This is a genomic window from Bacillus sp. CZDM1 (assembly GCF_055502545.1).
This window is the reverse complement of record NZ_JBUESO010000021.1, coordinates 27578-42633: the sequence shown is the minus strand read 5'-3', so window position 1 is coordinate 42633 and position 15056 is coordinate 27578. Positions and strand designations below refer to the sequence as shown.

Annotated in this window: 12 protein-coding genes; 11 read left to right on the top strand and 1 reads right to left on the bottom strand. The window is 41.4% G+C overall.

Going from position 1 to position 15056, the window contains the following annotated elements; translation table 11 throughout:
• Window positions 1-10: 10 nt before the first annotated feature.
• The 4 genes from purM to purD are packed head-to-tail and all read left to right on the top strand — an operon-like array spanning window position 11 to window position 4435.
• Window positions 11-1036, top strand: a complete 1026-nt coding sequence (purM, locus tag ACY3XC_RS26730) for a phosphoribosylformylglycinamidine cyclo-ligase (RefSeq protein ID WP_464871265.1) — start codon at window positions 11-13, stop codon at window positions 1034-1036.
• Window positions 1033-1635: a phosphoribosylglycinamide formyltransferase gene (purN, locus tag ACY3XC_RS26725; protein WP_464871264.1), complete on the top strand. Its 603-nt coding sequence runs from the start codon at window positions 1033-1035 to the stop codon at window positions 1633-1635. The genes purM and purN overlap by 4 nt, the downstream gene beginning before the upstream one ends.
• The gene (purH, locus tag ACY3XC_RS26720) at window positions 1610-3148 is read left to right on the top strand and encodes a bifunctional phosphoribosylaminoimidazolecarboxamide formyltransferase/IMP cyclohydrolase (RefSeq protein ID WP_464871263.1); all 1539 of its coding nucleotides are present in this window, start codon (window positions 1610-1612) and stop codon (window positions 3146-3148) included. Before purN ends, purH begins: the two co-directional genes overlap by 26 nt.
• Before the next feature lie 15 nt (window positions 3149-3163).
• Window positions 3164-4435 carry a phosphoribosylamine--glycine ligase gene (gene purD, locus ACY3XC_RS26715; RefSeq protein ID WP_464871262.1) on the top strand — a complete coding sequence of 424 codons (1272 nt, stop codon included), beginning with the start codon at window positions 3164-3166 and terminating at the stop codon, window positions 4433-4435.
• A 365-nt stretch (window positions 4436-4800) separates the two neighbouring features.
• Here purD and ACY3XC_RS26710 read toward each other — a convergent pair whose 3' ends face one another.
• Window positions 4801-5091 carry a YgaP family membrane protein gene (locus ACY3XC_RS26710; protein WP_464871261.1) on the bottom strand — a complete coding sequence of 97 codons (291 nt, stop codon included), beginning with the start codon at window positions 5089-5091 and terminating at the stop codon, window positions 4801-4803.
• Window positions 5092-5259: 168 nt separating this feature from the next.
• Between ACY3XC_RS26710 and ACY3XC_RS26705 the strand changes: the two genes are divergently transcribed.
• From ACY3XC_RS26705 to ACY3XC_RS26675, 7 genes are all read left to right on the top strand, one after another.
• Entirely contained in the window at window positions 5260-7002 is a 1743-nt protein-coding gene (locus tag ACY3XC_RS26705; protein ID WP_464871260.1) for an adenine deaminase C-terminal domain-containing protein, read from the top strand.
• A 123-nt stretch (window positions 7003-7125) separates the two neighbouring features.
• Complete coding sequence (locus ACY3XC_RS26700) at window positions 7126-8163, top strand: DUF3048 domain-containing protein (protein WP_464871259.1); 1038 nt, start codon at window positions 7126-7128, stop codon at window positions 8161-8163.
• Between the two features lie 27 nt (window positions 8164-8190).
• Window positions 8191-8502 (top strand): YerC/YecD family TrpR-related protein, encoded by a 312-nt coding sequence (locus ACY3XC_RS26695; protein WP_283953524.1) that lies wholly within the window; start codon window positions 8191-8193, stop codon window positions 8500-8502.
• Window positions 8503-8751: 249 nt separating this feature from the next.
• Window positions 8752-9435 (top strand): heptaprenylglyceryl phosphate synthase, encoded by a 684-nt coding sequence (pcrB, locus tag ACY3XC_RS26690; protein WP_464871258.1) that lies wholly within the window; start codon window positions 8752-8754, stop codon window positions 9433-9435.
• Window positions 9436-9499: 64 nt separating this feature from the next.
• A complete protein-coding gene (pcrA, locus tag ACY3XC_RS26685) occupies window positions 9500-11794 on the top strand; it encodes a DNA helicase PcrA (protein WP_464871257.1) in 2295 nt (764 codons plus the stop codon).
• A 73-nt stretch (window positions 11795-11867) separates the two neighbouring features.
• On the top strand, window positions 11868-13874 hold the full coding sequence (gene ligA, locus ACY3XC_RS26680; RefSeq protein ID WP_464871256.1) for an NAD-dependent DNA ligase LigA: 2007 nt from the start codon (window positions 11868-11870) through the stop codon (window positions 13872-13874).
• Window positions 13875-13887: 13 nt separating this feature from the next.
• On the top strand, window positions 13888-15054 hold the full coding sequence (locus ACY3XC_RS26675) for a CamS family sex pheromone protein (RefSeq protein ID WP_179159326.1): 1167 nt from the start codon (window positions 13888-13890) through the stop codon (window positions 15052-15054).
• Window positions 15055-15056: the final 2 nt, after the last annotated feature.

Here is a 15056-nt window from a genome sequence, read left to right as displayed (position 1 = left end):
AGGGACCATCATGGCGAACGCTTATAGAGAAGCAGGGGTAAACATCGAAGCAGGTTACGAGGCTGTTGAGAGAATGAAAAAGCATGTACAAAAAACAGCCAGATCTGGTTTGTTAGGCGGGTTAGGTGGATTCGGCGGAATGTTTGACCTATCAGCGCTTAACCTAAAAGAGCCTGTTCTTGTCTCAGGAACAGACGGTGTAGGTACTAAGCTTATGATCGCTTTTTGGATGGATAAGCATGATAGTATTGGTATTGATGCCGTTGCAATGTGTGTCAATGATATCGTCGTCCAAGGGGCAGAGCCTTTGTTCTTTTTAGATTATATTGCTTGCGGGAAGGCTGAACCTGAAAAAATCGAGGCCATTGTAAAAGGAATTGCAGACGGCTGTGAGCAGGCAGGCTGCGCACTCATTGGCGGAGAAACAGCTGAAATGCCTGGATTATATAGTGAGAATGAATATGACCTTGCTGGATTTACGGTTGGTGCCTGTGAGAAATCCCAATTGATTACGGGGGAAAATATCAAGTCAGGCGATGTGCTGATTGGGTTAGCTTCGAGTGGAATTCACAGCAATGGCTATTCACTCGTGAGAAAGGTGTTTAATAATTGGGCGTTAACAGAATACGTTGACGAGCTTGGCTGCAGTTTGGGCGAAGAATTATTAAAACCTACAAAGATTTATGTGAAACCGGTTCTGTCCGCTTTAAAAAAGTTTGAAGTAAAAGGAATGGCCCATATTACCGGGGGTGGCTTTATTGAGAATATCCCCCGGATGCTTCCGAAGGGTCTTGGAGCAGCGATCTATGAAAAAAGCTGGGAGATTCCACCGATTTTTAATCTAATCACTACGGTTGGACAAATTGAACCGCAGGAGATGTATAACATCTTTAACATGGGCATCGGCATGGTGATGGCCGTTGATAAGAATATCGCCGCAGATTTAATGGATCATTTAAACCAATCAGGGGAAACTGCTTATGAAATTGGTGTGGTGACAGAGCAAGAAGGAATTGACCTAGGTGGCCGCAGATGAAAAAAATAGCTGTTTTTGCCTCGGGAAGTGGAAGCAATTTTCAAGCAATGATTGATGTTGTGAAAACTGGAGAACTAGAAGCGGACATAGCGCTGCTCATTAGTGATAAACCTGGAGCCTATGCGATCAAGCGTGCAAATGCTGCGCATATCCCTGCTTTTACTTTTAATCCAAAAGAATATAGCTCAAAAGAAGCCTATGAAGAGGTTGTTTTGGAGAAATTAACAAGCTTTGGTGTAGAATTTATTGTACTTGCAGGCTATATGAGGCTAATAGGTCCAACATTATTAAGGGAATTTTCGGGAAGAATTATTAATATCCATCCGTCGCTTCTTCCTGCCTTTCCTGGTAAAGACGCGATTGGTCAGGCGCTGGCGGCAAAAGCGAAATGGAGTGGAGTTACGATTCACTTTGTTGATGAAGGAATGGACACTGGACCCGTTATTGTCCAAGAACGAGTCCAGCTCAGTGAAAAGGAAACAAGAGAAAGCCTGCAGCAGAAAATACAAAATATCGAGCATAAGCTTTATCCATCTATCCTGCAAATGCTGTTAACGAGAGGGGAAGTTAAAAGTGACAAAAAAGCGCGCACTTATTAGTGTTTCTGATAAAAATGGTATTTCTGAGTTTGCTAAAGAATTAGTCAGCTTAGGGTTTGAAATTATTTCAACGGGCGGAACGAAGAAAGCACTTCAAGAACAAGGTATTCCTGTCCTTGGTGTTAGTGATGTAACCGGCTTTCCAGAAATATTAGAAGGACGTGTAAAAACGTTAAACCCGTTCATTCATGGCGGCTTACTTGCAAAGCACGATGATAAACAGCATCAAAAACAGCTTGAAGAGCATAGCATTGATCCAATCCAAATTGTTTGTGTGAATCTTTATCCTTTTCAACAAACGATTGCAAAGCCGGATGTAACAACTGAGGATGCGATTGAAAATATTGATATCGGCGGTCCAACGATGTTACGTGCATCGGCTAAAAATCATCAATATGTAACCGTGGTCGTTGATCCAGCTGACTATAACCAGGTAATTGAGGAATTAAAAGCAGAGGGCAGTACAACGCTTGAAACACGCAGAAAGCTTGCGGCAAAGGTTTTCCGTCATACAGCAGCATATGATGCCCTAATTGCTGAATATATGACAGAGCTTGCACAGGAAGAAAATCCTGAAAAATTAACCGTTACATATGAGCTGAAGCAGTCGCTCCGTTACGGGGAAAATCCACATCAAAAAGCTGCTTTTTATAAAAAACCACTTGGTTCAACGTTCTCCATTGCGAATGCAGAGCAGCTTCACGGAAAAGAGCTTTCTTATAATAATATTAACGATGCAGATGCAGCTTTGCAGATTGTAAAGGAATTTACTGAACCTGCAGCTGTTGCCGTGAAACATATGAATCCTTGTGGTATCGGTACTGGTACCAATAGTTTCACTGCCTTTGAAAAAGCGTTTGCTGCAGACCCAGTTTCTATTTTTGGCGGAATTATTGCCTTTAACAGCGAAGTGGATGCAGAAACAGCTGGCAAACTCTATGGGATATTCTTAGAAATCATTATTGCTCCTTCCTTCACGGAGGAAGCTTTATCCATCTTAAAAGCGAAAAAGAACCTGCGTTTATTAACAATTCCATTCTCTGGAGCTAAGAAACCAGAGATGAAGCTGACTACCATTGAAGGCGGACTGCTTGCACAAGAGCAGGACACATTTACGTTAGAAAATGCGGAGATTAAAGTAGCTACGAAAAGACAGCCAACTGAGCAGGAATGGGAAGCATTAAAGCTGGGCTGGAAAGTAGTCAAGCATGTGAAATCGAATGCCATTGTCGTAACGAAAGAAGACATGACAATTGGAATTGGAGCAGGACAAATGAACAGGGTTGGCGCTGCTGAAATTGCTTTAAAACAAGCAGGTGAAAAAGCAGCAGGAGCGGCACTCGCCTCTGATGCCTTCTTCCCAATGGATGATACGGTAGAAGCCGCAGCGAAAGCAGGAATTACCGCGATCATTCAACCAGGCGGTTCCATTCGCGATGAGGATTCCATCAAAAAAGCGGATGAATATGGAATTGCGATGGTGTTTACCGGAGTCAGACATTTTAAACACTAAAATGAGGTGAGATGTGTGAAGGTTCTAATCATTGGTCGAGGCGGAAGAGAACATGCTCTGTGCCGAAAGGTAAGTGAAAGCACGCTGGTTGAAAAGGTATATGCAGCTCCTGGTAATCACGGAATGGAAGATGTTGCAGAACGTATTTTGATTGACGAAAGTAATCATGAGCAACTTATCCAATTCGCAAAGGAACAGGAAGTGGGTCTTACCATCATCGGACCAGAAGTTCCCTTGCTTGAAGGGTTAGCAGATAAATTTGAAGCTGAAGGTCTAGCTGTATTCGGACCGCGAAAATTGGCAGCTGAAATCGAAGGAAGCAAATCGTTTGCAAAGGAAATCATGAGAAAGTATGAGATTCCTACTGCTGATTATGCTGTATTCACTAATTATCAAGAAGCAAAGCAATATATTGAAGAAAAAGGCGCACCTATTGTCATTAAGGCGGACGGATTAGCGGCTGGAAAAGGCGTCACGGTTGCCTTAACTTTAGAAGAAGCCTTACAAAGTACCGAAGAAATGCTGGTTGGTCAAAAATTTGGTGAAGCTTCAGCACGCGTTGTAATTGAAGAGTTTTTGGACGGTGAGGAATTTTCCCTTATGGCGTTTGTGAATGGGGAAGTGGTGATACCACTGGAAATCGCTCAAGATCATAAGCGTGCCTTTGATGGGGATAACGGTCCAAATACAGGCGGAATGGGTGCATATTCTCCAGTTCCCCATATTCCGAATGGGACAGTTGAGACCGCAATTGAAACCATCCTTAAGCCTGCTGCGAGGGCTATGGTTCAAGAGGGAAGAAGCTTTTGTGGAATCTTATATGCAGGTTTAATTGCTTCAGAAAAAGGTCCAAAGGTCATTGAGTTTAATGCCCGCTTTGGAGACCCAGAAACACAAGTGATTTTACCAAGATTAAAATCCGATTTGGTTCAGACCATTTTAGAGGTTTTAGACGGCGGTACACCTGAGCTCGTTTGGGATGAACAAGCAATGGTTGGCGTTGTAGTTGCAGCCAAAGGATATCCAGAGCAGTATGAAAAAGGTGCTGTTCTAAAAGGATTAGCGGACTTTTCAAATGAAGTATATACCTTTCATGCAGGAACCAATAAAAACGAGTTAGGTGAATTTGTTACTGATGGAGGAAGGGTTCTCTTGGTAGGTGCAAAATCTGAAAGTTTAAAGGATGCGCAGGATACTGTCTACCGGGAGCTCGAGAAATTATCATGTGACGGAGTTTTCTATCGTAAGGATATCGGCTCGAAGGCTATCGGGCGCGTCTCTTATTAGAGCGTCGGATAAATACAAATAAAAGTGCAACAATATACCGTCGATAAAGCAGATTAGACTTATCTGGTAAATATCACCGAGACATTTTAAGGGCTGACCAACTAAACTAAGGTCAGCCCGCTTTTTTTATGATAATCGTTACCGTTGCTCCCGAAAAATTGAGGAAAGGGGCACGATTAGCGATGAATCGTTACCGTAAACCCCAAAAAGTCGAGGAAAGGGGCACGATTAGTGATGAATCGTTACCGTAAACCCCAAAAAGTCGAGGAAAGGGGCACGATTAGTGACGAATCGTTACCACAAACTCCAAAAATTCAAAAAGAGGGGCACGATTAGCATTTAATCTAAACTCTTATTTAAAAAGTTTAGGATGGGTTGTATGGCAGAACTTCATCTCCATCAATGTTGCTTGAGCCATCACCGAGGGCAAGCGGTGTTTGCTTCTCCATTTCCTGATATTTTTCGAATAGTGCGGTAACCGGACAGAAACGAACAATTCCCTCAGCAACCTTCATCGCACCACAAATGGCTATGAACAAATAAGAGTCTCTCCATGGAAACTTAACCATTTTAGCTGTACTCCAAGAAAGAACTGTAAGACCAATCGTAATCCTGATTAATGCGTTCAAAATTCCAATATTCTTCGTTATATTCATTTTGTTCACTCCTTCACAAAAATTTTACAGTCATTATCCAATTCTTTAATGCTTTAAACAGTAATATATGATAGTATAAAGTTAAATTCATTTTTGTAAGGGCTTTCTTTACTTTTAAATCAACATTCTTAATAGATAGATAGCTTCTAAGAAAGGGAGGGGTATCGTATGCTGGAACAACGTTATCGATGGAAAAATAAACATTTACGCATGCATGTATCCGTTTTAGATGGTAAAACTTCACCAACAATTTTGTTAAAAAATGCCTTATATTTAAATCAAATATTTCGCCAGTGGATGCGCGCAAATATTTGGATATATGAAGATCGGATTGTATATGTTGGCGAGAATTTGCCACCGAAATTGGATAACTGTGAAATCATTGACTGTACAAATGAAATTCTGGTTCCAGGTTATATCGAGCCGCATGCCCATCCTTTTCAATTATATAATCCCCATACTCTGGCGGCCTATGCATCCCAGTTCGGAACAACAACCATCATTAATGACAACATGTCGTTGGTTATGAATTTGAAGAAAAGGGAAGCGTTTTCTTTATTAAAGGACTTACGTTCCATCCCAACAACTATGTTCTGGTGGTGCCGGTTTGATCCGCAAACTGAAATTTTAAATGAAGAGGATGTTTTTTCACATAGCAATATTAAGTCTTGGTTAGAGCATGACGCAGTTCTACAAGGCGGCGAGCTGACTGGCTGGCCTAAATTGTTAGACGGCGATGATATGATGCTGCACTGGATTCAAGAGACAAAAAGGCTGAATAAAAAGATTGAAGGGCATTTTCCAGGGGCATCGGAGAAAACATTAGCTAAATTAATGTTGTTAGGAGCAGATAGTGACCATGAGGCAATGACAGGTGAAGAAGTATACAACCGCTTAATGCAGGGATATATGGTTTCATTGCGATATTCCTCCATTCGTCCAGACCTGCCGGATTTACTTGATGATATGAAACGATTAGGAATACAAGCCTATGATCGGTTAATGTTTAACACAGACGGTTCAACATCTACTTTTTATGAGCAAGGAATCAATGATCAGATGATTCGGATTGCCATTGAAAAAGGTGTACCGGTAATTGATGCCTATAATATGGCCACAGTTAATATCGCCCGTTACTACAACATTGACCATCATCATGGGAATATTGCAACTGGCCGTGTAGCGAATATCAACTTCTTATCAAGTATTGAAAATCCAACACCTCATTCTGTACTAGCAAAAGGGAAATGGGTAAAACGGGACGGACAAATGGTGGACGCTTACCACTCCGTTAATTGGAATGATTATGGACTTAAGCCTATGGAACTGGACTGGAACTTAAGCGTTGACGATTTACAATTTTCCATGCCATTTGGGATAAAGATGGAGAATTCAGTTATTACCAAACCATATTCCATTGCGATTGATGCTTCAGGCGAAGAGTTGTCAACCGCCCACGATGAATGCTTCTTCACGCTGCTAGATCGGAATGGCAAGTGGAGGATTAATACATTGCTAAAGGGATTTGCAACCAATCTTTCTGCACTCGCAAGTTCATTTTCCAATACAGGTGACATTATCCTGATTGGAAAAAATAAACGTGATATGATTGCTGCCTTTGATAGAATGAAGGAATTGGGCGGTGGTATTGTCATGGTTGAGGAAGAGCAGGTTGTATGCGAGGTGCCGCTCCGGCTTAATGGAATTATGTCAAACCTCCCGATTAAGGATTTAATAGAGGAAGAAAAGAAATTGCTTGTGGAATTAAAAGAGCGGGGGTATTCCTTCTCAGATCCGGTTTACAGTTTGTTATTTTTTTCGGCTACTCATTTGCCCTATATTCGAATTACCCAACAGGGAATGTATGATGTAATGAACAAAACTGTACTCTTTCCGTCGATAATGCGTTAAAATGTAAAAGTAAAAAAGAAAAGCGAATGCGCCTTGCCCCGAGCCTCTAGGCGCTGCAGCTAGACAGATATATATAAGATAAACTCGATTTCTTAGAGAATAGAGATAGGAGTGTACGCGAAGATGAAGAAATGGGCTGTTGCAGCAACAGCAGTTCTTTTACTGCTCTCTGGGTGCAGCGATAAAGAAAAGGCGAATGGACCAAAAGAGCCTGTAAAAGAAGTGGTACAGGAAGAAGTAGAGAATGAAATACCCTACCATTACCCATTAACTGGAGTGGGTTCAGAGACGGAGACAGATGGCAGGGCAGTGGCGGTTATGGTAAATAATCATCCAAAAGCAAGACCGCAATCTGGCTTACACAAAGCCGATATTGTTTATGAAATTCTAGCCGAAGGTGATGTTACCCGGTTCCTTGCTGTTTTCCAAAGCGAAAAACCCGAAAATATTGGACCTGTTCGAAGTGCAAGAGACTATTACATTGATCTTGCAAAAGGTCTGAATGCTCTTTTTATAGCGCACGGCTCCAGTGAAGAGGCACAAAAAATGCTCGAACGTGACTATGTTGATAATTTAAATGGAATGGTCTATGACGGTACACTTTTTAAAAGAGCAAGCTTCCGGAAAGCACCCCATAATTCCTATATTACGTATAAAAATGTTTTAAAAGGTGCAAAGGAAAAGAAGTACTCGATGGATCAGACTCCACCTGAATTTACATTTTTAACAGAGGATGAAAGTAAATCGGTAACGGGGGATGAAGCGAAATCGGTCAGTATTTCATATTCCGCCAGTGGTGTTTTCAATTCGATTTACGAGTATGATGCTTCAATTGGAAAATACAAACGCTATTCTGATGGGGAGCAAACCATTGATTATGAGACGAAAGAGCCCATTTTGTTAGATAATCTGTTCATTATTGAGACTACCCATCAGGTCATAGATGAAGTTGCTCATAAAGAAATTGATTTAGAATCAGGTGGATCAGGTTATTTACTGCAAAAGGGTAAGGTAATGGAAGTAGAATGGAAAAATGATAACGGTCTAATCGTTCCTGTGAGAAATGGTGAAGTTGTTCCGTTTGTTCAAGGGAAAACGTGGGTCAATGTGGTTCCAACGAATCCTGGTCTTCAATCAAGTGTTTCATTTAATGTAGACTAATACTTAACAATTAAAGGGGTAAAACATATGCAAATTAATAAATTACGCGGGAAAGAGCTTGATCAGTTATTCCAAGCCGTTCTTTCCTTGAAGGATCTTGAAGAGTGCTATGCATTTTTTGATGACTTATGCACCATTAATGAAATTCAATCATTAGCACAACGTTTAGATGTTGCGAGAATGCTTCGCGAGGGAAACACCTATCATAAAATTGAGACAGAAACTGGTGCAAGCACGGCAACAATCTCACGAGTAAAACGCTGCTTGAATTTTGGAAATGATACCTATGAAATGGTATTAGAGCGAATTAAAACAGAAGAAACAACTGAAGAAAAATAAACAAAGCCGAAGACATAGCTCTTCGGTTTTTCCTTTTAATCCAGCTCCAGCGCCTAGGGCCTCGGGGTCATAAGCCAATCCGTCAAGAAGGTAAAGACCAACCTTCTCGCCGGCTCGTCTTATGCCTGTCGCCCCTGTGCGAGGCGCTTCGCTTTTTATTTGGTTAACATTTCAATTAGTGTTTTCTTTTTTTATCGAATGTGCTAATGCTATAATGGTGTAATGTAGGATGAATGGGAGGATCTTGGGATGTATGATTTTCGCGAGTGGCGCCATGTGTTTAAACTCGATCCAAATAAAGAGATATCGGATGATAGGTTAGAGAAAATATGCGAATCCGGAACAGATGGTGTTATGGTTGGAGGAACAGATGGGGTAACCCTGGAAAAGGTTCTTGACCTTATGGCTCGAATTCGCCGCTATACTGTTCCTTGTGTCCTCGAAGTTTCAAGTATTGATATCGTTACCCCTGGTTTTGACCTTTATTTTATTCCGACAATTTTAAATAGCAATGATCCAAAGTGGATAACCGGACTTCACCATCGGGCAGTAAAAGAATTTGGTGAAATTATGGATTGGGAAGAGATTGTCATGGAAGGCTACTGCATATTGAATGAAGAATGCAAGGCAGCTAAACTGACATCTGCACTTGCAGATTCTACGGCCGAAGAAGTAAAGGCGTACGCGATGATGGCTGAGAAGATGTTCCATTTACCAATCTTTTATCTTGAATATAGCGGTAAATATGGAGACCCTCAATTAGTTTCGGAAGTGAAAACGGTACTTGAGAAAACGGTACTATTTTATGGCGGGGGAATTTCATCAGTTGAACAAGCAGTTGAAATGGCCGAGCATGCAGATGTCATTGTGGTTGGAAACGCCATTTATGATCATTTTGAACAAGCGTTAGCAACAGTAAAAAGTGTACGATGAAAATTTGCTTAATTGGAGATAAAGAGTTAAAATAAGAACAAATGTTTGGTGTGGTGGTGAAGGAATGCAATATTTAACAGACAAGCTTTTAAATGGGTTAAACCCAGAGCAGCAAAGTGCAGTAAAAGCAACGGACGGTCCGCTTTTACTAATGGCAGGTGCAGGAAGTGGAAAAACGAGAGTACTAACACATCGTATAGCCTATTTAATTGTTGAGAAACGTGTAAATCCTTATAACATTTTAGCGATTACCTTTACAAATAAGGCAGCTCGTGAAATGAGAGAGCGTATCAGGAATATGATGGGCGGCACAGCCGAAGATATTTGGATTTCTACTTTCCACTCGATGTGTGTAAGAATACTGCGCAGGGACATTGATCGAATGGGCTTTAGCCGGAACTTTACGATTTTAGACACCGGTGATCAGCAATCAGTGGTTAAAGGAATTCTTAAGGATAAAAACCTTGATCCGAAAAAAAATGACCCGCGGGCCATTTTGGGGGCTATCAGTTCAGCGAAAAATGAACTGATTGGTCCTGAGGAGTATGAAAAAACAGCTGGTGGTTATTTTGAACAAACGGTCAGCGATGTTTACAAAGAATATCAGAAACGGTTACGGAAAAATCAGGCTCTCGATTTTGATGACTTGATTATGATGACGATTCAGCTGTTTCAGCGTGTACCTGAAGTACTTGAATATTATCAACGGAAATTTCAGTATATTCATGTGGACGAGTATCAGGATACAAACCGAGCACAGTATATGCTGGTTAAATTTCTCGCCAATCGTTTTAAGAATCTATGCGTTGTCGGGGATTCTGATCAGTCGATTTATCGCTGGCGGGGTGCAGACATTGCCAATATCCTCTCGTTTGAGAAGGATTATCCGAATGCTGCGGTCATTCTCTTAGAGCAAAACTATCGTTCCACAAAAAGAATTCTACTAGCTGCAAATAAAGTGATCGAAAATAATGCAACTCGTAAAGCAAAGAACCTTTGGACAGAAAACCCAGAGGGAAACAAACTGGTTTACTATCGTGCAGATAGTGAGCAAGGTGAAGCACAGTTTGTTGTGGGTAAAATTAAAGAATTAACAAAGGGCGGCAAGTACAAGAATTCTGACGTTGCCATCCTTTACCGGACGAACGCTCAATCCCGTGTAATGGAGGAAGTGCTGTTAAAGTCCAATATTGAATATAGCATTGTCGGCGGAACGAAGTTCTATGACAGAAAAGAAATCAAGGACATGCTTGCCTATTTGAGACTTATTTCTAATCCTGATGATGACATCAGCTTACAGCGTATTATTAACGTGCCAAAACGCGGTATTGGGTCTAGCTCAGTAGATAAAATGGCTGACTTTGCTGCCATGCATGATATTTCTATTTTTCAGGCACTCGACTCCGTTGAGTTACTAGGATTAAGTCCAAAGATTACGAAGGGTGCAAGAGAATTTAGAGATTTAATTAAAAACTATACTCAAATGCAAGAGTTTCTATCTGTAACAGAACTGGTAGAGGATATTTTAGATAAGTCAGGTTACCGTGAAATGCTGAAGGCAGAGAAATCAATCGAAGCCCAAAGCAGACTTGAGAACTTAGATGAATTATTATCTGTTACGAAGAACTTTGAAGATGCGAGTGAAGATAAGAGTTTAGTTGCTTTCTTAACGGATTTAGCATTAGTTGCCGATATTGATTCGTTAGATGATGACGGTGAAAAAACAGATTCCATTACTCTTATGACCTTGCACTCTGCAAAAGGGCTGGAATTTCCAGTCGTCTTTTTAATTGGATTGGAAGAAGGAGTTTTCCCTCATAGTCGATCATTAATGGAAGAAGCTGAAATGGAAGAAGAGCGGCGCTTGGCATACGTAGGTATTACTCGGGCAGAGCAATCTCTTTTCATCACCAATGCTCAGATGAGAACATTGTATGGGCGTACAAGCATGAACCCTGCATCCCGGTTTATCAGTGAAATTCCGGAAGATCTTCTAGAAGGAGTGGAAAAACAGGAACGGATGAATACTCCTTTCGGCTCTAGAGGGACTTCTTTTGGAAGAAGCACTTCTGGAACGACAGGGACTTCTTTTGGAAGCCGTACTTCTGGAACGACAGGAACCTCCTTTGGAACACCGGTACCTAGAAAACCAGTCATGAGACCTTTAGCTGCTTCAACTGGCGGGGATACTGTCGGCTGGAGGGTCGGCGATAAAGCTGAACATGGTAAATGGGGAATTGGAACAGTGGTAAGCGTTAAAGGAGAAGGCGAAGGAACAGAGCTGGATATTGCTTTCCCTAGCCCTACCGGCATCAAGCGGCTGCTAGCAAAGTTCGCTCCTATTACAAAAAAGGTATAAATAAGTATAAAAAAAGAATTGCCCCTGTTATGGGGCTATTCTCGTATTATTTTACAATGAAAGGGCTGAATATATGGACCTTCAAACAGCGGAATTGAAAGTCAATGAACTAAAAAGCCTGTTAAATCAATATGGCTATGAATACTATGTTCTGGATAAACCTACAGTGCCCGATACAGAGTACGATCGATTATTGCAGGAGCTGCTAGAGATGGAGGCAAACTTTCCGGAACTAAAAACACTAGACTCACCATCTGTTCGTGTTGGCGGTAAGGTACTAGACTTATTTGAAAAAGTAGAGCACCGCACACCTATGCTAAGCTTAGGTAATGCTTTTAATGAACAGGATTTAAAGGACTTTGACCGCCGTATTCGCCAGGCGGTGGGAGATGATTTCAATTATGTTTGTGAATTAAAGATTGATGGTCTTGCTGTTTCCTTACGTTATGAAGATGGGTTGTTTATCCAAGGAGCAACTAGAGGGGACGGCACCATTGGCGAGGATATTACGGCAAACTTAAAGACAATCAAATCGATTCCCCTCCGTTTGCGGGAAAGTGCAACATTAGAGGTTCGAGGCGAGGCTTACATGCCGAAGAGCTCTTTTGAAGCATTAAATAAAGCAAAGGCTGAACGCGGGGAAGAGTTAGCGGCAAATCCACGTAATGCGGCAGCGGGGTCGTTAAGGCAGCTTGATCCAAAAATTGCGGCTTCACGGAACCTTGATGTCTTTTTATATGGAATAGGCGGAGGCAATGAGATAGACGCTGCTTCACATAGTGAGGGACTCGATTATTTAGATCACCTTGGCTTTAAGACAAATAAAGAGCGACGAAAGTGTCCATCAATTAACGAGGTCATTGAATATGTAAATAGCTGGGTTGATAAACGCCCAAATTTACCCTATGAAATAGATGGAATTGTTATTAAGGTAGATTCCTATGTACACCAAAGCAAGCTTGGAACTACGGCGAAAAGCCCACGCTGGGCAATTGCCTATAAATTCCCTGCTGAAGAAGTCGTTACAACTCTTTTGGATATTGAATTAAGTGTTGGAAGGACAGGTGTTGTCACGCCAACTGCCATTTTAAAGCCGGTTAAGGTAGCTGGCACTACGGTTCAGCGTGCATCCTTGCATAATGAGGACTTAATTCGAGAAAAAGATATAAAGATTGGCGATCAGGTGGTTGTAAAGAAAGCTGGAGATATTATTCCTGAAGTCGTTAATGTCCTTCTCGATCAACGTACTGGGGATGAACGTGATTTCCAAATGCCAACGCATTGTCCAGAATGCGAAAGCGAGCTTGTCCGTTTTGAAGGTGAGGTTGCATTACGCTGTATTAATCCGAAGTGTCCGGCGCAAATTCGTGAAGGACTTATTCATTTTGTATCACGGGATGCAATGAACATTGATGGCCTTGGTGAAAAAGTTATCAGCCAGCTTTTTTCAGAAAAATTAATCTCGGATGTTGCCGATATTTATAAACTAACCTATGATCAGCTGATAGCCTTAGAAAGAATGGGCGAAAAGTCAGTTACGAATCTGTTAAAAGCGATTGAAGCATCGAAGGCCAATTCATTAGAAAAGCTTTTATTTGGCCTGGGTATTCGCCATGTTGGTGCGAAAGCAGCTAAAACACTTGCACAAAGCTTTGATACTATGGACAAACTAGCATCTGCAACAAAAGAAGACTTGATTGGAATCAATGAAATCGGCGATAAAATGGCAGATTCGATTGTTGCCTTTTTTGAACAAGAAGAAGCGGAAGCTCTGCTTAAGGAATTAACAGAGGCCGGAGTAAACATGCTATACAAAGGAGCAAAACCAGTTTCAGTTGAAGAATCAGATAGTATTTTTGCTGGAAAAACGGTCGTACTGACAGGTAAATTGGAACAGCTCTCTAGGAATGAAGCGAAAGAGAAGATTGAGGCTCTTGGAGGAAATGTTTCAGGAAGTGTCAGCAAGAAAACACACCTTGTTATCGCGGGTGAGGATGCGGGTTCAAAGCTTACGAAGGCCGAGGAGCTGGGAATTGAAGTTTGGGACGAGGAGAAGCTTTTGGTAGAATTAAATAAATAAGAGGTGTATCGATGTGAGAAAACTCTCATTGCTCGCTCTTTCTTTTGTCATTCTGCTCAGTGGATGTGCACCAAACTTTCAAAAACAGGAGAATGTTGTGCAAACAAAAGAAGAGGCGGAAGAGAAAGCAATTATTCCGAAATATAATATTTCCGATAATTATTATCGGACGATTTTACCGTTCGAGCCTGGGGAAGCACGCGGATTAATCGTTGGGAATATTAATACTAGATATGACATTAATGAATTTGAAACAGGTTTGATGAGGATTGCGCAGCATCAATTTGACCCTAAAACCTATTTATTCCGTGAAGGACAGGAGTTAAAGCGTAATACCGTAAGGCTATGGTTAAATCGTAAATTTACAGAAGCGCAATTGAAGGAAGAGGGTTTAAAAGCAGATGAAAATATCGGCTTAAACCCGCTTATGGAAGACAGCGCAGATTTTCAGGAAGGAAATAGTAATAGTCCTATCTACTTAGCCCACATCTTAGAGCATGATTACCTAATCAAAGGTGAAAATGAAACAGTCAAATTGGGCGGTGTCGTTATTGGACTGGCACTAAATTCCGTCCATTATTATCGTACTGCAGTAGGTGAACCTTACTTTGAGAGGGAAATTGAATTTGCCGAAATGGAACGGGAAGGGAAAAAGATTGCGGAAGAAGTCCTTAAACGTCTCCGGGCAACGAAAAATCTAAAGGATGTTCCGATTACCATTGCTCTATTTGAACAGCAAAGCCGATCATCTGTAGTCCCTGGCACCTTTTTCACCTATGCCAATGTTGATAAGGGAAGCTCAACGATAAATGCTTGGGAGCCTGTTTCTGAAAAGTATTTCCTATTTCCATCAACCGAAGCTCAAGAGGCACACCGCGATGATGTAACAGCCTTTTTAAACTTTAAGCAGGATGTTGAGGAATATTTTCCAAACTTTAACGGGGTCATTGGCCGTGCCTTTTATATTGGAGATCAATTTACTGATTTGGATATTACGATTCCGATTCAGTTCTACGGGAAATCCGAGGCCATTGGGTTTACTCAATATGTAACCGGTCTTGTCCTCGAGCATTTTCCAGATTATATATCCGTTTCGGTAAGTGTTACTTCGGTTGACGGACCAGAAGCATTAATTGTCCGCAAGGCAAACGAAGCGGAACCATTTGTGCATATTTACTAGCC